This window comes from Cupriavidus cauae (genome assembly GCF_026210475.1).
Lineage (GTDB): Bacteria > Pseudomonadota > Gammaproteobacteria > Burkholderiales > Burkholderiaceae > Cupriavidus > Cupriavidus cauae.
In genome coordinates this window covers 1,188,294-1,208,326 of record NZ_CP080294.1, presented here as the reverse complement: position 1 = coordinate 1,208,326, position 20,033 = coordinate 1,188,294, and the positions used below count along the sequence as shown (strand labels likewise).

19 protein-coding genes are annotated in these 20,033 nt (G+C 69.2%); 15 read left to right on the top strand and 4 right to left on the bottom strand.

Annotated elements, in window-relative coordinates; all coding sequences use genetic code 11:
- Positions 1–10: 10 nt before the first annotated feature.
- From KZ686_RS20745 to KZ686_RS20675, 15 genes are all read left to right on the top strand, one after another.
- Positions 11–1,006, top strand: a complete 996-nt coding sequence (locus KZ686_RS20745; RefSeq protein ID WP_370639511.1) for a Bug family tripartite tricarboxylate transporter substrate binding protein — start codon at positions 11–13, stop codon at positions 1,004–1,006.
- A 169-nt stretch (positions 1,007–1,175) separates the two neighbouring features.
- Positions 1,176–2,342 carry an acyl-CoA dehydrogenase family protein gene (locus tag KZ686_RS20740; RefSeq protein WP_149318452.1) on the top strand — a complete coding sequence of 389 codons (1,167 nt, stop codon included), beginning with the start codon at positions 1,176–1,178 and terminating at the stop codon, positions 2,340–2,342.
- 62 nt (positions 2,343–2,404) lie between these two features.
- Positions 2,405–3,604: a CaiB/BaiF CoA transferase family protein gene (locus tag KZ686_RS20735; protein WP_226106779.1), complete on the top strand. Its 1,200-nt coding sequence runs from the start codon at positions 2,405–2,407 to the stop codon at positions 3,602–3,604.
- A gap of 93 nt (positions 3,605–3,697) precedes the next feature.
- The gene (locus KZ686_RS20730; RefSeq protein ID WP_149318454.1) at positions 3,698–4,465 is read left to right on the top strand and encodes an IclR family transcriptional regulator; all 768 of its coding nucleotides are present in this window, start codon (positions 3,698–3,700) and stop codon (positions 4,463–4,465) included.
- A 427-nt stretch (positions 4,466–4,892) separates the two neighbouring features.
- Positions 4,893–5,900, top strand: coding sequence for a thiamine pyrophosphate-dependent dehydrogenase E1 component subunit alpha (locus KZ686_RS20725; protein ID WP_149318455.1), 1,008 nt, complete (start codon positions 4,893–4,895; stop codon positions 5,898–5,900).
- 68 nt (positions 5,901–5,968) lie between these two features.
- Positions 5,969–7,048, top strand: coding sequence for an alpha-ketoacid dehydrogenase subunit beta (locus KZ686_RS20720; protein WP_150084833.1), 1,080 nt, complete (start codon positions 5,969–5,971; stop codon positions 7,046–7,048).
- Complete coding sequence (locus tag KZ686_RS20715) at positions 7,045–7,290, top strand: lipoyl domain-containing protein (RefSeq protein ID WP_006578478.1); 246 nt, start codon at positions 7,045–7,047, stop codon at positions 7,288–7,290. Before KZ686_RS20720 ends, KZ686_RS20715 begins: the two co-directional genes overlap by 4 nt.
- Before the next feature lie 3 nt (positions 7,291–7,293).
- Positions 7,294–8,037 (top strand): dihydrolipoamide acetyltransferase family protein, encoded by a 744-nt coding sequence (locus KZ686_RS20710; protein WP_265633538.1) that lies wholly within the window; start codon positions 7,294–7,296, stop codon positions 8,035–8,037.
- Complete coding sequence (locus KZ686_RS20705; RefSeq protein WP_187829205.1) at positions 8,037–8,816, top strand: lipoate--protein ligase family protein; 780 nt, start codon at positions 8,037–8,039, stop codon at positions 8,814–8,816. The genes KZ686_RS20710 and KZ686_RS20705 overlap by 1 nt, the downstream gene beginning before the upstream one ends.
- Before the next feature lie 212 nt (positions 8,817–9,028).
- Positions 9,029–9,622, top strand: a complete 594-nt coding sequence (locus tag KZ686_RS20700; protein WP_223129692.1) for a gluconate 2-dehydrogenase subunit 3 family protein — start codon at positions 9,029–9,031, stop codon at positions 9,620–9,622.
- A gap of 132 nt (positions 9,623–9,754) precedes the next feature.
- Complete coding sequence (locus KZ686_RS20695; RefSeq protein ID WP_149318458.1) at positions 9,755–11,332, top strand: GMC family oxidoreductase; 1,578 nt, start codon at positions 9,755–9,757, stop codon at positions 11,330–11,332.
- Between the two features lie 249 nt (positions 11,333–11,581).
- The gene (locus KZ686_RS20690) at positions 11,582–13,579 is read left to right on the top strand and encodes a sigma-54-dependent Fis family transcriptional regulator (protein ID WP_265633537.1); all 1,998 of its coding nucleotides are present in this window, start codon (positions 11,582–11,584) and stop codon (positions 13,577–13,579) included.
- Positions 13,580–13,733: 154 nt separating this feature from the next.
- Entirely contained in the window at positions 13,734–14,519 is a 786-nt protein-coding gene (gene hisN / locus KZ686_RS20685; protein ID WP_149318460.1) for a histidinol-phosphatase, read from the top strand.
- 179 nt (positions 14,520–14,698) lie between these two features.
- Positions 14,699–15,580: an IclR family transcriptional regulator domain-containing protein gene (locus KZ686_RS20680; protein WP_265633536.1), complete on the top strand. Its 882-nt coding sequence runs from the start codon at positions 14,699–14,701 to the stop codon at positions 15,578–15,580.
- Positions 15,581–15,950: 370 nt separating this feature from the next.
- Positions 15,951–16,184, top strand: coding sequence for a hypothetical protein (locus tag KZ686_RS20675; protein WP_006576881.1), 234 nt, complete (start codon positions 15,951–15,953; stop codon positions 16,182–16,184).
- 157 nt (positions 16,185–16,341) lie between these two features.
- On the opposite strand, the gene KZ686_RS20670 is transcribed toward KZ686_RS20675, so the two are convergent.
- From KZ686_RS20670 to KZ686_RS20655, 4 genes are all read right to left on the bottom strand, one after another.
- Positions 16,342–17,085 carry a flagellar brake protein gene (locus KZ686_RS20670; RefSeq protein ID WP_265633535.1) on the bottom strand — a complete coding sequence of 248 codons (744 nt, stop codon included), beginning with the start codon at positions 17,083–17,085 and terminating at the stop codon, positions 16,342–16,344.
- A 91-nt stretch (positions 17,086–17,176) separates the two neighbouring features.
- Positions 17,177–17,734, bottom strand: a complete 558-nt coding sequence (thpR, locus tag KZ686_RS20665) for an RNA 2',3'-cyclic phosphodiesterase (protein ID WP_265633533.1) — start codon at positions 17,732–17,734, stop codon at positions 17,177–17,179.
- A 134-nt stretch (positions 17,735–17,868) separates the two neighbouring features.
- Complete coding sequence (locus KZ686_RS20660) at positions 17,869–18,405, bottom strand: methylated-DNA--[protein]-cysteine S-methyltransferase (protein ID WP_226106788.1); 537 nt, start codon at positions 18,403–18,405, stop codon at positions 17,869–17,871.
- Positions 18,402–19,982, bottom strand: coding sequence for a DNA-3-methyladenine glycosylase 2 family protein (locus tag KZ686_RS20655; RefSeq protein WP_226106790.1), 1,581 nt, complete (start codon positions 19,980–19,982; stop codon positions 18,402–18,404). The genes KZ686_RS20660 and KZ686_RS20655 overlap by 4 nt, the downstream gene beginning before the upstream one ends.
- Between the last annotated feature and the right edge of the window lie 51 nt (positions 19,983–20,033).

The window sequence follows — 20,033 nt, the reverse complement described above, 5'->3', positions numbered from 1 at the left end:
GAGACAGACGATGAACATGCTGACCAGGCAGGGCTTGGGCCGACTATTGGGACGCACCGCGGCCGCCGTGGCGATGGCGCTGACCGTGGCCGCGCCCGCGGCGCTGGCCGACACCTTTCCTTCGAAGCCGATCAAGCTGGTGGTGCCGTTCGCCGCCGGCAGCGGCACCGATGCGGTGGCCAGGCTGACGGCCAAGTATCTCGGCGAGTCGCTCGGCCAGTCGGTCGTGGTCGAGAACAAGCCGGGTGCCAACGGCACCATTGCCGCCGAATACGTGGCCAAGGCCGCGCCGGACGGCTACACGCTGTTCATGACGACCAACACCACGCACTCGGCCAACCCGTCGCTGATGAAGCAGCTGCGCTACGACCCGGTCAAGGACTTCACGCCGGTCGCGCGCATGGGCAACCTGCCCTTCATGCTGGTCGTCAGCCCCTCGCTGCCGGTCAAGACGCTGCCCGAGTTCATCGCCTACGCCAAGTCGCATCCGGGTCTGTCCTATGGCAGCGGCAACAGCACCGGCATCGTCGCCGGCGCGACGCTGGCGCGGATGGCGGGCCTGAACATGCTGCACGTCCCCTACAAGAGCACCCCGCCGGCGATGACCGACGTGATCGGCGGCCAGATCCAGCTGATGTTCGTCGACTTCGCCGCCGGCATCGCCAACGTCAAGGCGGGCAAGCTGCGCGCGCTCGGCGTGACCACCGCGCAGCGCAGCGAACTGCTGCCCGAGGTGCCGCCGCTGGCCAGCGTGCCCGAGCTCAAGGGCTTCGATATCACGTCGTGGAACGGCGTGTTCGCGCCGGCGGGCACGCCCGCGCCGGTGGTCGAACGGCTCAATCGCGAACTGGTGGCGATCGTCTCCAACAAGCAGCACGCCGCGCAGTACTACGCCTTCGGCTTCGAACCCTTCGGCAGCACGCCGGCCGAGCTGGGCAACTTCGTCACGGCGGAGCTGCGCAAATGGTCAAGGCTGGTCAAGGACGCGGGCATCCAGCCCGAATGACCGGCCATCGTGCCGCGCCGTGACGCCGCGCCGATGCACGCACCCACGCGGCACCCACGCGGCACCCACGCGGCACCAACGCCCACACTGACGCCGCATCAGCGGCATTAGCGCGGCACCAAGCCGCCACGCCCCCACCGAACAACAGCCGCAACACGAGGACAGCGACGTGAATTTCGAACTCTCGGACCAGCAGACCGCCATTGTCGAAGCGGTGCGCACGGTCTGCTCCCGCTTCGACATGGAATATTGGGACCGGCTCGACCGCGACCACACCTTCCCGCACGATTTCCACGCGGCGATGTGCGAGGGCGGGTGGCTCGGCGTGGCGATGCCGGAAGCGCTCGGCGGCGCCGGTCTCGGCATCCTCGAGGCGGCGCTGGTGATGCAGGCGATCTCGGAATCGGGTGCCGGCATGAGCGGCGCCTCGGCGGTGCACATGAACGTGTTCGGCCTGAATCCGGTGGTGGTATTCGGCTCGCCCGAGCAGCAGTCCCGCTTCCTGCCGCCGCTGATCGCAGGCCGCGAGAAGGCATGCTTCGCGGTAACCGAGCCCGACGCGGGGCTCGACACCACGCGGCTGAAGACCTTCGCGCGCAAGGTCGACGGCGGCTATCAGGTCAGCGGCCGCAAGATCTGGATCTCCACCGCGCAGGTCGCGGACCGCATGCTGCTGCTGGCGCGCACGCGGACGCTGGAATCGGTCGGCAAGCCCACGGAAGGCCTGTCGCTGTTCTACACCGCGCTGGACCGCAGCCGCATCGAGGTGCGCGAGATCGACAAGATGGGCCGCGGCGCCGTCGATTCGAACATGCTGTTCATCGACGAGCTGTTCGTGCCGGACGAAGACCTGATCGGCGAGGAGGGACGCGGCTTCGAATACATCCTGCACGGGCTCAATCCCGAGCGCATCCTGATCGCCGCCGAGGCGGTGGGCCTGGGCCGTGCGGCACTGGCGATTGCCACGCAATACGCCAAGGACCGGGTGGTGTTCGGCCGGCCCATCGGCGCCAACCAGGGCGTGCAGCATCCGCTGGCGCAGGCTTGGATGCAGCTCGAAGCGGCCAACCTGATGGTGATGAAGGCGGCGGCGCGCTACGACGCCGGCCTGCCCTGCGGCGCCGAGGCCAACACCGCCAAATACCTGGCCGCCGAAGCCGGCCACAACGCCTGCCAGACCGCGATCCTGACCCTCGGCGGCATGGGCTACTCGCGCGAGTACCGCGTCGAGCGGCTGCTGCGCGAATCGTATATCCCGCGCATCGCGCCGGTCAGCCCGCAGCTGATCCAGTGCTTCATCGCCGAGCGCGTGCTCGGCCTGCCGAAGTCGTACTGAACCGCATTGAACCGCATTGAACCGAACTGAACCCCGGAGCACAACGCGTGATGGATCACGGCATGACAAATTCGCCCTGGGACACGCCTGACACCAACGCCACCGCCGCCACCGGTCCGCTGGCCGGCGTGCGTGTGGTCGACATGACCTCGGTCGGCATGGGCCCCTATGCAACGCAGATCCTCGGCGACATGGGCGCACAGGTGATCAAGGTCGAATCCCCGGAAGGGGACGTCTTCCGCCATGCGGAGCCGGCGCGGCATCCGAACATGGGCGCGGCCTTCCTGAACCTGAACCGCAACAAGCGCTTCGTCGTGCTGGACCTGAAGCGGCCGGACGACCTGGCCGCCCTCAAGCGTCTGCTTGCCGAGGCGGACGTGTTCGTCTCCAACGTTCGCCCCGCCTCGCTGCGCAAGCTCGGCCTGGACTACGCATCGCTGCGCGAAGACCATCCGCGCCTGATCTATTGCGGCGCCTACGGCTATGCCGAGGACGGCCCGTACGCGGGGCAGCCGGCGTTCGACGACATCATCCAGGCGCGCAGCGGCCTGGCGCAGTTCCAGGGCGCCAACGGCGACCAGGGCCCGCGCTACGTCAACACGATCCTGGCGGACAAGGTCGCCGGACTGACCGTCGCCTATGCGATTCCGATGGCGCTCTATGAACGCGAGCGCTCGGGACAGGGCCAGGCGATCGAGGTGCCGATGTTCGAGACGCTGGTGTCCTTCCTCGCGGTCGAGCAGCTGGCGGGCCGCACCTTCGTGCCGCCGCTGGGCGACGCGGGCTACGGGCGCGTGATGTCGCCCCATCGCAAGCCCTACCAGACCGCCGACGGCTATCTGGCGCTGCTGCCGTACACCAGCGCGCAATGGGCCCGCTTCTTCGCCGTGGCCGGGCGCCCCGAGCTCGCCGCCGATCCGCGCTACGCCAGTCCCGCCGGCCGCAGCGCGCATATCGATTCGTTGTACGCGACGCTGGCGGACATCGTGCGCACCAAAACCACCGCGCAATGGCTGGACCTGCTGCGCGACGCCGACATTCCGCACAGCGAGGTACCGCGCTTCGACAACGTGCTGGACGACCCGCACCTGCGCGCGACCGGCATGGTGTTCGAATACGCGCATCCAAGCGAGGGCCAGCTGCGTGCGGTCGGCATTCCGACCCGCTTCTCGCGCACGCCGGGCAATATCCGGCATTGGCCCGAGCCGCTGCCCAGGCGCAGGATGGATGCCGCCACGGACGCGGCCAACGATCCCGCCTAGCGTCGGCGCAAGCCGCGGCGGCGCCCGCCAAGGCCTTACACTGTCGGCCTTGCGCAGCATGCCCCCGATCAACAGGCCGACAGGAACAAGCAGATGACCGCCGTGGAGCCCGCCGACAAAGCCGCGAGTTCGAACGTCAAGACCGCGCTGCGCGTGGTCGAGATCATGGAGATCTACGCGCGCGAAGGACGCTCGCTGACGCTGACCGAACTGGCCAGGCTGCTTGGCGCGCCGATGTCGAGCTGCCTCGGCCTGATCCGCACGCTGGCGGCGCTGGGCTATCTGTACGAGACCGGACGGCGCCAGGGCTATTACCCGACCGGCCGCCTGCTGGCGATCGCGCAACGCATCGCCGCCAACGACCCGCTGCTCGAGCGGGTGCAGCCGGTGCTCGAATCGCTGCGCGACGAGACCGGCGAGACGGTGATCTTCGGCAAGCTGCAGGACGACGGGCGCGTGGTCTATCTCGACGTGGTCGAGTCCAGCAATCCGGTGCGCTACATCGCCACCGCCGGCGAACTGCGGCAGGCCCATACCAATTCGATCGGACGCGCGATCCTGTCCGCGCTGCCCGCCGCGGACCGCGACGCACTGCTCGCGCGGGCCTCGTTCGCACCGCTGACCGCCCGCACGCTCGCGTCGCGCGAAGCGCTGGAGGCCGAGCTCGAAATCTCGCGCGAACGCGGCTGGGCGCAGAACTTCGGCGAGTCGCTGGCCGACCTCGGCGCCGTCGCGGTGCCGCTGACGCTGGCCGGGGTGGTCTACGGCGTGTCGGTGGCCGGCCCGATCCACCGGGTCGAGTCGCGCGCCGCCGACATCGCAATGCCGCTGCGCACGGCGATACGCGCGCTGCAGGGCTAGCCCCCCCCCCGCTACCTCCGCTACCTCCGCTACCTCCACTACCCCCGCTACCTCCGCTACCTCCGCTACCCCCGCCTCCCGGCGCCTCCCGGCGCCTCGCCGCTGCCTCTCCCCGTGCGACACCTGTCGCATTCCGGACGCGACACCTGTCGCATGCCGCGACGGCGTCGCGACGCACCGGCCGCCATCCCATCGCCTCCGAGCGTCCCGCACCGCCCCTGACCCACCCTCCCCGATCCGCCGCGAAGCCGCGCCACACAAGGCGTTGCGGCCACCGGCCCAGCTCGGTCTGTCCCCCGCCGTCCCCCCACTTTCCCGCACTGGCATCGCGCTTGCAATGACATGGCAGCCGCGGCGCCCGCCGCACCCGCGCTTCCCCACGCGGACACGGGCGCCTCGCCAAGCGAAAGAAACAGGAGACACGACGATGGAACCGACCACGGACCAGTTGCTGTGGATGTACGAAAAGATGGTCGAGATTCGCCATTACGAGGAGACGATGGCGAAGGTGTATCTCGAAGGAAAGCTGCCGCCCAAGATCCAGAAGGGTCTGGCCTTCGATATCGGTGCCGGCCCGGTGCCCGGCGAAATGCATCTGGCCGCGGGCCAGGAACCGGTGGCGGTCGGCGTCTGCGCGCATCTGCGCACCGAGGACACCGTGGTCGGCGCCCACCGCCCGCACCACTTCGCGATCGCCAAGGGCGTGCCGCTGAATGAAATGACCGCCGAGATGTTTGGCAAGGTCACCGGCCTGGGCCGCGGCAAGGGCGGCCACATGCATTTGTTCCACCCCGAAACCAAGTTCTCGTGCAGCGGCATCGTCGGCGCCGGCGCGCCGCAGGCCTGCGGCGCCGCGCTGGCCGCGCGCAAGCTCGGCAAGGACTGGGTTGCCATCGCCTTCTTCGGCGAAGGGGCGGCCAACCAGGGCGCCTTCCATGAGGCGCTGAATCTGGCGGCGCTGTGGAAGCTGCCGGTGCTGTTCGTCTGCGAGGACAACAAATATGGCATCTCGGTCGAGAAGTCGGCTTCGACGTCGGTCGACAGCAATGCGGTTCGCGCCGCCGGCTACGGCATACCCGGCGTACTGGTGGATACCAACGATGCGGTTGCGGTGTTCCGCGCGGCCGGTGTCGCGGTCGCGCGCGCGCGGCGCGGCGAAGGGCCCACGCTGATCGAGGTCAAGACCGACCGCTACCTGGGCCACTTCCAGGGCGATCCGGAAACCTACCGGCCGAAGAACGAAGCGCAGACGCTGCGCCGCAACGATCCGATCGACCGGCTCGGCAAGCAGCTGCGCGAACAGGGCCTGCTCGACGACGAGGCCGATGCCGCGCTGCGCCGGCAGATCGTCGAACGCGTCGACGCCGCCTATGCGTTCGGCCGCGAAAGCCCCTACCCCGCCCCCGAGGAAGCGCTGCAGCACGTGTTCGCGTGATGGCGGCCCCGCTGGCCAACACGAAACGCCACCCGCTGCCCGCAATGACAGGAACAGGAGACAACCAGATGCAACCCAACGACACCCACGCCTCGGTCGAGCCCGCACAGGCCGCCCGCAAGCTGACCATGGCGCAGGCCATCGCCGAGGCCATCGGCCAGGAGATGGAGCGCGACCCGAGCGTCTTCGTGATGGGCGAGGACATCGGCAAGTACGGCGGCATTTTCAGCGCCACCACCGGACTGCTCGACCGCTTCGGTCCCGAGCGCATCATGGACACGCCGATCTCGGAGACCGCCTTCATGGGCGCCGCGATCGGCGCCGCGGCCGAGGGGCTGCGCCCGATCGCCGAGCTGATGTTCGTAGACTTCTTCGGCGTCTGCTTCGACCAGATCTACAACCACCTGGCCAAGAACACCTACATGTCCGGCGGCCGCGTCAAGCTGCCGGCCGTGGTGATGACCGGCATCGGCGGCGGCTACAACGACGCGGCCCAGCACTCGCAATGCCTGTACAGCACCTTCGCGCATATGCCCGGCATGAAGGTGGTGGTGCCGTCGAACGCCTACGACGCCAAGGGCCTGATGATCGAGGCGATCCGCGACGACAACCCGGTGGTGTTCTGCTACCACAAGGGCATCATGGGCCTGTCGTGGATGTCGTACTTCGAAGGCAGCACCACGGCCGTCCCCACCGAGGCCTACACGATTCCGTTCGGCAAGGCGCGCGTGGTGCGCGAGGGCCGCGACGTGACCATCGTCACGCTGAGCCAGATGGTGCAGAAGTCCGTGCTCGCGGCCCAGCAGCTGGCGCAGGAAGGCATCGATGTCGAGATCATCGACCTGCGCACGCTGGTGCCGCTCGACAAGGAAACCGTGCTCGAGTCGGTGGCGAGGACCGGCCGCCTGCTGATCGCCGACGAGGACTATCTGAGCTACGGCCTGTCCGGCGAGATCGCCGCGATCGTGGCCGAGCATCTCGACACCCTGTCGATGAAGGCGCCGGTGCGCCGCCTGGCCGTGCCCGACGTGCCGATCCCGTTCAGCCGTCCCCTCGAGAACTTCGTGATCCCGCAAGTCGACACGATCGCCGCCAGCGTCCGCGCGCTGATGCAACCCACCCAGGAACTGAAGCGAGAAGCAGCATGACCGACGTAACGATGGCAGACGACGTGTGGGCCGATGTCGAGGAAGGCACCGAGGCCCTGTTGCAGGACTGGCAGGTCAATGTCGGCGACAGCGTCGCCGAGGGGCAGACGCTGGTGGTAGCCGAGCTGGTGAAGACCACGCACGAGATCGTCGCGCCGGTGGCCGGCCGCATCGCCGAGATCCTGGTGCAGTCGCAGGACACCTTCGCGCGCGGCGCCGTGCTGGCGCGCATCGAGGAGTAGACCATGGCCGAAGCCTCACTGACGCTGGCGGCGGAGGACGGAACCGCCGCGCCCGCGTCCCCGCCCGGGCCCACCCGGCAGACCATTCCGCTGACCGGCATGCGCGGCGCGATCGCGCGCGGCATGACGGCCGGCTGGCAGATCCCCCGGGTCGCGCATTCGCTCGAGGCCGATGTCAGCGCAGTCGATGCGAAGCGCGCCAGGCTGCAGGCGGAACTGGGCGACAGCGTCAAGCTCACGCTGACCGCCTACGTGCTGCGTGCCGCCGCGCTGACGCTGCGTGCGCATCCCCGCCTGAACGCGCGCGTCTCCGACAAGGAGATCGAGCTGATGCCGGACGTCAATATCGGGCTCGCGGTGAGTCTCGACGACGGCCTGGTGGTGCCGGTGCTGCGCGAGGTCGATCGCAAGCCGGTCGAGGAGATCGCCCGCGAGGCGCGCACGCTGGCCGAGGGCGCGCGCAACGGCACGCTGAGCGCCGGCGCCTACCAGCGCGGCACCTTCACCATCAGCAACCTGGGCATGACCGAGGTCGAGCGCTTCACGCCGATCCTGCACGCGCCGCAGGCGGCGATTCTCGGCGTCACGCGCGTGATCCGGCGCGCCGTGGTCAAGGACGACTGGATCAGCATCGCGCCGATGATGGGCCTGCACCTGGTGTTCGACCATCGCGCCGTCGACGGCTACCCGGCCGCGGCCTTCCTCGGCGACCTGAAGCGGCGCCTCGAATCCGCGGAAGACCTGTGATGGCCGCGCTCGCCCCGACCCTCGTCACCGCGACGCCGCACGCCGAGCAGGCGTGGAACGCGCGGCAGCTGGCCGAGCCGGTCACCGAGCCGCGCCTGCGGCTGTGGACCTATCGCGCGCCCGGCGTGGTGTTCGGCTGCTCGCAGCGGGCGCTGCACGAGCGCACCGCACTCGCGGACCGCGCGGTCGTGCGCGGCTCCGGCGGCGGCGCGGTGCTGACCGGCCCGTGGATGCTGTCGGCCTCGATCGTGCTGCCGCCCGATCACGCACTGCTGTCGAGCGGGCCGATCGGCAGCTACCGGTGGCTAGGCGTGCTGCATGCGGGCCTGCTGCGCGACATGGGCATCGCGGCGTTCGCGCTGCCGCCCGAGCAGGCGCGCAGCCACCAGGCGGATGCGGCACTGACGTGGGCCTGCTATGGCGGCCTGTCGCCCTGGGAGGTCGTGGTCGACTCGCGCAAGATCGTCGGCCTCGCGCAACTGCGCCGGCGCACTGGCGTGCTGCTGACCTCGGGCACGCTGATCGCGCCGCCGGACTGGCGCCTGCTGTGCGAAGCGCTCGGGCAGCCGGCGGGCCTGGGGGATGCGCTCGCCGACCGCACCACGTCGTGCGAGACCGAGCTGGGCGCGCCGGTGATCGCCGAGGTGCTGGCCGACCGCCTGCACCACATGCTGACCGACGTGCTCGGCAGCGTGGCGGCGAACGACCACGAGCCCATGCCGTGCGCTTCCATCCGTCACGCAACGCGGCCGCGCGGTGCCGCGGCGCCGCCAGGCTAGCGCGGCGCGGCCAACGCTGCCGACGCTGCGCGATACGGTCCGAAGCTGCCTGATGCGGCCCCAAGCTGCCAAACGCAGCCAAACACCGCCGAATGCCGCCGAATGCCGCCGAACCGCCGCCCGACGCCCGACGCCCGACGCCCGACGCCCGACGTCCGACGCCCGACGCCGCGAACACAACGATACCGATATCCCACCGAAGGAGACGACAAATGCAAGACGACATCCAGCACGAGGATGCCGCCGCGCCCGCGGCCGGCATGCGCATCGTGGCCAAGACCCAGCCGGTGACCCGGCGCGGCTTTCTGCGCGGCACGGGCCTGGCCGCCATCGGCGTCGCCGTGGTCTCGCCCGGCGCGCTGGCCAAGCCGGCGCGCGAGGCGCTGGTCACCGACCTGAAGGCGCTGGGCACGCCGACCGCGCGCACCCTGCTGGTGATGGCGCGCGACATCTTCCCGCACGACCGCTTCGCCGACCGCTACTACGTGCAGGCCATCGCGCCGCTGGACCAGGCGGCCGCCAAGGACAAGGCGGTCCGCACGCTGCTGCAGCGGGGCGTACGCGAGCTCGACGCGGCCGCGCAGCGCAAGCACGGCAAACCCTATGCACAGCTGCAGGACGAGGCCGACCGGGTCGCGCTGCTCAAGGCCATCGAGACCACGCCCTTCTTCGAGAAGGTGCGCGGCGAGATGGTGACCAGCCTCTACGACAACAAGGCGGTCTGGCCGCTGCTCGGCTACGAGGGCTCTTCCTGGGAGAAGGGCGGCTACGCGAACCGCGGCTTCAACGACATCGACTGGATCTGATCGGCCCATTCGATCCGCAATGGGGTCCGCAATCTGGTCCGCGAGTTGATCCGCAAGCGCATCGCAGGGCCGCACAGACGGCACCGCTGACCGTACCGCGGTACCGCATCGAGACAACACTGGAGACAAAACATGGCAACACGGATCGACCTGAACGACCGCGACGCGGTCGTCATCATCGGCTCCGGCGCGGGCGGCGCCACGCTGGCCAACGAGCTGGCGCAGCGGGGCATCGGCAAGATCGTGATCCTCGAGGCCGGCAAGCACTACACGCAGGCGGACTTCGAGAACGACGAATGGGCGATGTTCCGCAAGATCTCGTGGCTCGACAAGCGGATCTCGGCCGGCGGCTGGCACCACACCAAGACCTATCCGAACCTGCCGGCGTGGATCGTCAAGGCGGTGGGCGGCTCGACCATCCACTGGTCCGGCGTCGCGCTGCGCTTCCAGCCGCACGACTTCCGCACGCGGCAAATCTATGGGCAGGTCGAAGGCGCCAACGTGCTGGATTGGCCGATCACGTACGAGGAACTGGCTCCGTACTACGACAAGGCCGAGAAGAAGATGGGCGTGACCGGCAGCGCCGCCAGCGGCCAGCCGCCGATGCCCGAAAGCAACCAGTACAAGGTGGTGGCAGCCGGCGCGCGCAAGATCGGCTATCGCAAGATCGTGCGGCCGGTGGCCTCGAATTCCACGCCCTACGACGGGCGTCCCGCATGCCAGCAGGCCGGCTTCTGCATGCAGGGCTGCAAGATCGGCGCCAAATGGTCGGCGCTCTACACCGAGATCCCGAAGGCGCTGGCGACGGGTCGCGTCGAGCTGCGGCCAGAGAGCATGGTGCTGCAGGTCCAGCACGACAAGTCCGGCAAGGTCAACGGCGTGCTGTATGCCGACAGCAAGGGGCGCAAGCATCTGCAGAAGGCGCGCGTGGTCTGCGTGGCGGGCAATTCGATCGAATCGGCGCGGCTGCTGCTGAACTCGGCTTCGACGTTGTTCCCCAACGGGCTGGCCAATTCCTCGGGCCAGGTCGGCCGCAACTACATGAACCACGCCACCGCGGCCGCGGTGGCGATCCATCGCAAGCCGGTCTACATGTACCGCGGCTTCGATATCGGCGCGGTGGTGGCCGACGAGGTCGCGCTCAATACCAGGCGCGGCTTCAACGGCGGCTACTACCTGGAGGGACTGGCGCTGGGGCTGCCCTATACGGCGGCCTTCATGAAGCCCGGTGGCTGGGGACGCGACGTGACCTCGGCGCTGGAGCAGTACGACCACATGACCGCGATCTGGGTCTGCGGCGAGGACATGGCGCGCGAGCAGAACACCATCACGCTGCATCCGACCGAGAAGGACCAGTACGGCCTGCCGATCCCGATCGTGACCAAGACCTACCACCGCAACGACGAGGCCATCGCGGCGCACGGGCTGCAGCAGTTCCGCAAGCTGTCGGAGGCCGTCGGCGCGACGCGGGTCATCGATATGCCGGCGTATCCCGCCAGTCACAATATGGGCACCAACCGGATGAGCGCCAACGCCCGCGACGGCGTGGTCAACCGCTGGGGGCAGGCGCACGACGTCAAGAACCTGTTCGTCTCGGACGGCAGCCAGTTCACCTCCAGTTCGGCCGCCAATCCGACACTGACGATCGTCGCGCTGGCGATCCGCCAGGCCGAATACCTGGCCGGCGCGCTGCGCAGGGGCGAGGTCTGAGCCCGGGCTTGTCGGGATTGAAGTCCGCCCCGGGGCTGGTGTAAGGTCGTCGCGCCTGGGAAGGGGCAGCGCTCTCGGCCACCGGGGGGCTCCCCTCTCCCGCCCGCGGGAGAGGGCCCGGGGGAGAGGGAAAAGGCGGCCCGCGGTACCGACACCGTCCGCCTCCGGGTCTATATTGGATAACACCACGAAGACAACAGCAGATAAGCGTCGCCCGTCCCCCCGGCAAGGCGCAGCGAAGGAGACCCTGTGATCAGTGCCAAGCAAGCCGCCCAACGGCACGCGCATGTCGAGCAGGTGCTGACGCTCGCCAGCCAGGCCGATCCGGCCCGGCCGCCGCTCAGCGAGATCGAGCGCTCGTGGATCCGCTGCGTGAACGAGTACGGTATGGACCCCGGCCGCCGCATGCCGGCCCATATCGTCGAGGCGGGACGGCTGCGCGAGCACAAGGACCAGATCGAGGACTTCCTCGGCGTGGCCCGCACCGGCATGGAGCAGCTGTACAAGCGCATGTCCTCGCTCGGCTACGTGCTGCTGCTGACCGACTCGCACGGCATCGCGGTAGACTTCATCGGCAACGACCAGTGGGATCGCGAGCTCAAGAGCTCCGGCCTCTATCTCGGCGCCGACTGGAGCGAGCGCCAGGCCGGCACCTGCGCGGTGGGCACCTGCATCGTCGAGCAGCATGCGGTCACCTGCCACCAGACCGACCACTTCGATGTCTCGCATATCAGCCTGACGTGCAACAGCGCGCCGCTGTTCGACCCCACCGGCGGCTTTCTCGGCGTGCTCGACGTATCGGCGCTGACCTCGCCCGGTCCGCGCGAGAGCCAGCATCTGGCGCTGCAGATGACGGCGATGTACGCGCAGATGATCGAGGACGCCAATTTCCTGCGCTACTTCCGCGACCGCTGGATCCTGCGGCTGGGCGCGACCTGGTCGCTGGTCGACGTCAGCGGCGAGATCATGGTGGCCTTCGACGCCGACGGCATCGTCTGCGGCATCAACAGCGGTGCGCGCCGCGCGCTGCGTGCGGCGGACCATGGCCCGGTGATCGGGCGCCCGCTGACGATGCTGTTCCGCGAGAGCATGAGCGACCTGTGGCGCATCGCACGCGCCGGCATGTCGTCCGATCGCGCCACGCTGCGCACGCATGGCGACGAAGTCTACTACGCCAGCGCGATCGCGCCGCGCGTGATGCCGCACCGCATTCCCGCACCGGCCGCGCCCGAGCCCGGCGACACCGCCGCGCTCGATGCGCTGGGCGCCGACGACGCGCAGATGCAGCGGCTGATCACGCAGGCGAAACGCCTCGCCAACAAGCCGCTCAATGTGCTGATCCACGGCGAGACTGGTACCGGCAAGGAGGTCCTCGCCAAGGCGCTGCATCAGAGCAGCAACCGGCGCGAGCATGCCTTCATCGCGGTCAATTGCGCCGCCATTCCGGAGACGCTGATCGAGAGCGAGCTGTTCGGCTATACCGCCGGCACCTTCACCGGCGCGCGCGGCAAGGGCATGCGCGGCCTGATCGCGCAGAGCGATGGCGGCACGCTGTTCCTCGACGAGATCGGCGACATGCCGCTGCACCTGCAGAGCCGGCTGCTGCGCGTGCTGTCCGAGCGCGAGGTCACCCCGCTCGGCGCGCAGCGTCCGGTCGCGGTCGACCTGCGCGTGGTCGCGGCCTCGCACCGGGACCTGCGCCAGCTGATCGCCGAGGGGCGCTTTCGCGAGGACCTGTATTACCGGCTGTGCGGCGCCACGCTGTATCTGCCGACCTTGCGCGAGCGCCAGGACAAGGCCTATCTGATCGAACGCATCTGCCAGGAGGAAGCGGCCCAGCTGCACATCGACGCCACGCTGTCGAACGACGCCTGGCGCGCGATGCTGGCCTACGACTGGCCCGGCAACGTGCGCCAGCTGCGCAATGTGCTGCGCTTCGCGCTGGCGATGAGCGACGGCGGCCATATCGATCTTGGCGACCTGCCGCCGGAGGTGACCGACGCGGGCACGGCGAATCCGCCGCGCGCGCTGGCCGCGTCGGTGCCCGCACCCGTGCCCGCATCCATGCCCACATCCCATCCCGCCGGTTCGCCGGTCCCCGACGATCCGAAGGCGCGCCAGTTGCTGGCCGCGCTGCAGGCGCACCACTGGAACGTGACCGAGGTCGCCGCGGCCTGCGGCATTTCGCGCGCGACGGTCTACCGGCAGATGGAGCGATTCGGCATCGTCGCGCCGAACCGGCGCTAGGCGTCAGTCGGAGCCAAGGCCCCCAAAGCGCGGCTGGCATGCCCGCTGGGACCGACGTACCATCGCTGCATCGGCCGGTCCTTGCCGGCCCTTCCTGCGCCCTTGCCCAGGTCCCGTTTCACGTCCCTTCCTGCAACCACCCGCTGCCGACGCCATGCCGCTGCCCGCCGAACGCCTGAACGAATATCTGGACTTCGCCCACCGCCTGGCCGACGCGGCCGCGGCGCAAAGCCTGCCGCTGTTCCGCACCCATGCCGAGGTGCAGGACAAGGGCGGCCGCCGCTTCGATCCCGTCACTGCCGCCGACCAGGCTGCCGAGACCGCGATGCGCGAGCTGATCGCCGCGACCTATCCCGACCATGGCATCCATGGCGAGGAGCATGAGCGCATCGAGGGCACGTCGCCGCTGACCTGGGTGCTCGACCCCATCGACGGCACGCGCGCCTTCATCACCGGCCTGCCGCTGTGGGGCACGCTGATCGCGCTGAACGACGGCGACCGGCCCGTGCTGGGCGTGATGGACCAGCCGTTCACCGGCGAGCGCTTCGTCGGCACCTGCGACGCCGCCTGGCTCGGCAGGACGCCGCTGCGCACGCGTCCCTGCGCCAGCCTCGCCGACGCCAAGCTGATGTGCACCACGCCGGAGATGTTCGGCGACGAGCCGGAACGGAAGGCGTTCCGCTGCGTGGCCGACCGCGCCCGGCTGCTGCGCTATGGCGGCGACTGCTACGCCTACTGCATGGTCGCCGCGGGCCATGTCGATGCGGTGGTCGAAGCCGGGCTGCAGCCCTACGACGTGCAGGCGCTGATCCCGATCGTCGAGGGCGCGGGCGGCATCATCACCAGCTGGACCGGTGACGATCCGCAGCATGGCGGACGCGTGGTGGCCTGCGGCGATCGCCGGCTGCATGCGGAAATCCTGGCGGCGCTGGCGGAATAGCGCGGCGGAGAACGAGGGGTCGCGCGGCGGGGAATGCTCGGATCGCACGCCGGCGAATGCGCGGAGCGCGCGGGCATCGCGCAGCGACGCTGGCCGCAGATTTCCCGCAGCACCCCGGGGCCGGTTATGATGCGCGATTATCGAACAATCGCTGTCGCCCTCTTCCTGCCCTTTCCCATATGGACGCCACCCGCTCCACCGCCGCTCCGGCGCCCGCTGCTCCCGCTGCCTCCGACGCCGCGCGCGCCGATGCGGCCCCACCGCGCACGGCTCCGCCGCGTCCGGACCAACTGGACCAGTACGCGGGCGATCCGAACTTCATGCTGTCGCTGGCCCGAGGCCTGCACGTGCTCGAGGCCTTCTCCGAACGCAGGCGGCCGCTGACTATTTCGCAGATCGCGCAGCGCACGCAGCTGTCGCGCGCCTCGGTGCGGCGCTGCCTCTATACCTTGCAGCGGCTCGGCTATGTCAGCCAGGAAGACGGCCGCTTCGCGCTGCGCCCGCGCGTGCTCCATCTCGGCCACGCCTACTTCTCGTCGACCGCGCTGGTCGCGCAGGCACAGCCGATCCTGGACCGGCTCAGCGCCGCGGTGGGCGAGACCTCGGCGCTGGCGATCCTCGAAGACACCGACATCCTGTATCTGGCCCGCTGCGAGGTGCGCCGCATGCTGTCGCACGCGCTCGGCATGGGCAGCCGCCTGCCGGCCTTCTGCACGTCGATCGGCCGCATGCTGCTGGCCCACCTGGACGAGCCGGCGCGCGATGCCTACTTCGAGCGCGCGGAGCTGCGACCGCGCACGCTGCAGACCAAGGTGTCGCGCACCGAGCTGGAGGCGTGCTTCGAGCAGGCCCGCACGCTCGGCTACGTGGTGGTGGACGAGGAACTGGAGCTCGATCTGCGCGCGCTCGCGGTGCCGGTGCATGCGGAATCGGGCGAGGTCGTGGCCGGCATCAGCGTCAGCGTGCGGCCCACGCAGGTCGGCGAGGCGGAGATGCTTGCCCGCATGCTGCCCCGCATGCGCGAGGCCGCGATGGAAATGAGCAGGCTGATTGCGGCGTGAGTGCGACGTGATTGCGGCGTGATTGCGGCGCGAGGTTGCGGCACGACGGTGTGACATGAGGACGCGGCATGACCGTGCGGCACCAGGCAAGCCCTGTGTCGCTGCCCTGCGTTGCTGTCTCCTCGCCACAACGACAATCGACAATTAACGCCAATATTGCGCCGCTTGTTTGAAGCGAATCATGTCGCAATGCTCACAATCGCCACGCTTTAAAGCGTGAGGCGCGTCGCCGCCATCACTCCTCGGAATAGACCGGAGAAAAGTCGCGGTATTCCATGCATCGCGTTGCGATATACATTGCTAAAATCACCGTCCAACAAGTCCGAACCTGAAAGACTCTTGCCAAAAAAGAGACTACCGCAACACCAATATGACTTTCGATGACATCTCGCTTGGCGCAATCGTCGCGGATATGCGCATGGCAGAGAGACCCCTGATGCCCGCCGAACAGGCCTATCTCGCCGAACTGCGTCAACGGATTGCAGCCGGCTCCGAGAATTTGTGGGCCATTCTGGAAGATGCCGGCATGCCATCGAACGGTGGCCGCCTGTCCGGCGATGTGATGCTCGCCCTCACGATGGTGGCGCAGAGCAAGCCGCAATAAGGAAGAAACAGCGCGAGGGCGCCGACCCGCGCGTCATCCTCGCGAAAGCGTGGACCAGCGGCTTTCAATGGCGCTGGATTTCCCGCTTTCGCGCGAACGATGTGATTGCGGACGGCGATTTTCGGCCGATTTCGCTGCGAACCGCCGGCGCCTTTTATCAGCCGCGATGGGCCAATTCCAGCGCGAATACCAGCCGCTGCAGCGTATTTTCCAGCCGCCCGTCCGGAGTGACGAAGGCACAGCCGAAATGATGAATCGCGCTGTCGTCGCGGCCCACCAGCCAATGTCCCACCACCTGCAGATCGAGGTCGAGCTTGCCGAGCTCGCGGAAATCGAGCCGGGCGCGCGCGATGCGCGTACCGACCGTCAGCTGCGTATCGCCGACCGTGCGCGAGCGCAGGCCCACCCCCGATAGCGACAGATCCGAGATATCGAGCTTGACCACGGTACCGTCGTCGAGCCGCCCTTCGCAGCCATAGCCCCGCGTCACCAGCGTGCGCGCGCGGAAATGCCGGCGGCGCTGGAAGTGATAGAGCTTGTCCGGGAACGGGGCCTTGAACGCCGGACCGCCCTGATATTGCACCGGCTCCGGCTGGCCGATGGTGAAGTTGACCGGCACGCCGCGCAGCGAGGCCGAAATCGCGTTTTCCTCGGCTTCCAGCACCGCGCGCGCTTCCTCGTCGGTCCGGCACCAGTCGAAGATGAAGGTGCGGCTGCCCGGATCGACGTGCAGCACCGAGGAAACGGTTTCCCGGCCGCGGCCGGAGCGCACGTTCAGCGTGCATTTCTGCCACGCCAGATCGCGCAGCACCGTGCCGATCTGCGAGGCATGCGTCAGGCGGTACTGCTCGTCGGACGGGACGGCGGCCTCGGGCTGGTCGATGGACTCGTGGGAACTCATGAAATCACGCGGGCGGGTGCGGGGATCCAGATTGCGGGCGTTGGGACTCTAGTACAGAAACGGCATCCCTGGCGCAAAACTTGAGCCCGACTTACGGGGGGTTGTCCCGCTCCGGCTCGCGCAAGGCAAAGGCACGGCGGCAGCGATGCTCGGCGCCCTGCCGCTGCAGGCGGCTCTCGAACAACACGAAGCGCCGCGCCAGATAGGACGGGCAGGCCAGTTCCCGGTGCGCGGCGACCCACTCGCGCAGCAGTGGCTCGGGCGCATGCGGCGCGCAGCGCGCCAGCGTCAGGTGCGGGTGGAAGGGGCGCGTCTCGGGCTCGATCCCGGCATCGCGCAGCGCCAGATCGAGCGCGCCATGCAGTGCCAGCAGCGGTTCCGCGGGCACGACGCCGGCCCACAGGATGCCGCCGCGCCGGCCGAAGCGGCCAACGCCGGCGACCTGCACCGGGACCGCCACGGCGGCGATCGTGGCCAGCGTGGCGTCGATCGCGGCGGCCTTTTCCTCGTCGACCTCGCCGACGAAGCGCAGCGTCAGGTGGACCTGCGCGGCCGGCGTCGCACGTATGCCGCGCTCGCGCGGCAGCGTCGCCAGTAGCGAGGCCGCCAGCGCGGGCGGGGTTTCCAGTGCGACAAAGAGCCGTGGCATGTCGGCGCGCGGTTACGGGTGCGTTGCGGGTGCGTTGCGGGTGCGGCGCGGGTGCGTTGCGGGTGCGGCGCGGGTAGCGCGATGTGGCTGCCGTTACGAGGCTGCCGTTACGGGCCATCGTTATGCGGCTGCCGTCATGCGGCGGCCGCCAGCGCGTCGCGCAACAGCGGCAGATGCGGCGCCGCCGCCGTGCCTTCCAGCCGCAGCAGTGCCTGCTTGCGGTCGGTGCCGCCGGCATAGCCCGTCAGCGCGCCCTTGGCGCCCAGCACGCGATGGCAGGGCACGATCACCGAGATCGGGTTGCGGCCCACCGCGCTGCCAACCGCGCGCGCATGGCCGGGCGGCAGGCCGAGGCCCAGGGCCAATTGGCCATAGCTGATGGTTTCGCCGAAGGGGATCTCGCACAGCGCCCGCCAGACCTGCTGCTGGAAGGCGCTGCCGGCCAGGCGCAGCGGCACGGTGAAACGCTGCCTCCCACCGGCGAAGTACTCGGTCAGCTCTTGCGCCGCCTGCGCTAGTACGCGCGCATTACGTGCGTCAACGGCAGCGGAGTCGAACGGTCCGGCCGGATGGTATTTCTGGCCGGCAAAGAACATCCCGGTCAGATGGCCGTCTTCTGCGCGCAACAGCACGTCGCCGAGCGGGCTCGACATCGAACGATAGTGAATCATGTTGGCTGCTCCTGTAATTGAGGGCGGCGTGTTCTGCGGGCGCGTCGCGTCACGGCTGGATCGCCAGTGGTAGCGCCAAGGCCCGCGGGCACCGCGCGCGCCTCGGCACGTTCGCGCTCGCGGCGGTCCTGCATGTCCTGGTACTGCCGCCACAGATGCATGGCAGCGTAAGCGCGCCACGGCGCCCATTGCGCGGCGTGCCGCAGCATCTCGCCGTTGCGCTCGATGCCGAGCACCATGCGCAGCGCATAGTCGGTGGCCGGGAACGCATCGGGCCAGCCCAGCGCGCGCATCGCAATGTATTGCGCGGTCCAGTCGCCCACGCCGTCGATGGCACACAGCGCCGCGACGGTCTGCGCGGGTTCCACACCGGGCTCGAGCGACACCCTGCCTTCGACCACGGCCGTGGCGATCGCATGGATCGCGCGCGCCTTGGCCATCGGCACGCCCAGTGCATTGAGCTCCGTCACTGGCACCGCAGCCAGCGTGGCCGCGCCCGGAAAGCAGGCGCGCAGTTCGTCCATCGGCGCGGCCAGCGGTACGCCATGGGCCTGCACCAGCCGATGCAGCATGGCACGGGCCTGGCCCAGCGAGACGACCTGGCCCAGTACCGCCCGCACCGCGATCTCGAAACCGTCCACGGTCCCCGGCAACCGCATGCCGGGCATGTCGGCCGCCAGCGCGCCCAGATGGCGATCGACCACGTCGGGCCGGCAACCGAGATCGCACAAGCGCCGGACCTTGCCCAGCACCTGCGGAATGGCATGCGCCAGCGAACCGGACAGCGTCACGCGCAATACGTGGCGTTGCGGGACCAGCGCGAGCCGTATCCAGCCGCTGTGCAGTCGTCCACCCACTTCGATGGCAACGGTGCGTCCGTATTCGCCGCCATGCGCATCGGGCCAGATCTGCTCGACGCCCTGCACCGCGCGCGCACCGAGAAACTGCATCAGCGCGGCCCACGCCATTGGCGGCCGGTAGCCGAGCTCGAACACCAGGCGGTCGGCCGGCATGCCCGCGGCGCGCTTGCGCATCGCGGTGGGCGCCAGGCCGTAGCGCGTCTTCAGCACGTCGTTGAAGCGGCGGACGCTGCCGAAGCCGGCCGCCAGTGCCACCTCGGTGACGGGCAGCGCGGTATCGGTCAGCAGCCGCTTGGCGAGCAGCAGGCGCTGCGTCTGCGCATAGTCGACCAGCGAGACGCCGAACTGCGCGGTGAACAGCCGCCGCAGGTGCCGCTCGGTGACGCCGATGCGCGCGGCGAGCTCGGGCACGCCGGCATCGGCCAGGAAGCCCTCGTCGATCAGCGTCGCCGCCGCCTGCGCCAGCCGGCCCGACAGGTCGGCAATCCCATGGCCTGGCGCCAGCTCGGGCCGGCAGCGCAGGCAGGGCCGATAGCCGTGCTTCTCGGCCGCCGCCGCGGTGGCGAAGAAACTGCAGTTTTCCCGCTTGGGGGTGCGCACCGCGCAGACCGGCCGGCAGTAGATGCCGGTCGACGACACGGCGACGAAAAAGCGCCCGTCGAAGCGGCGGTCGTGCGAAACCACGGCGCGGTAGCAGGTGTCGGGATCGAGTTCCATGGCTGCATGCTACCGCTTTCCGGCGAAGCGACCAGCCGGATTCGGACATGC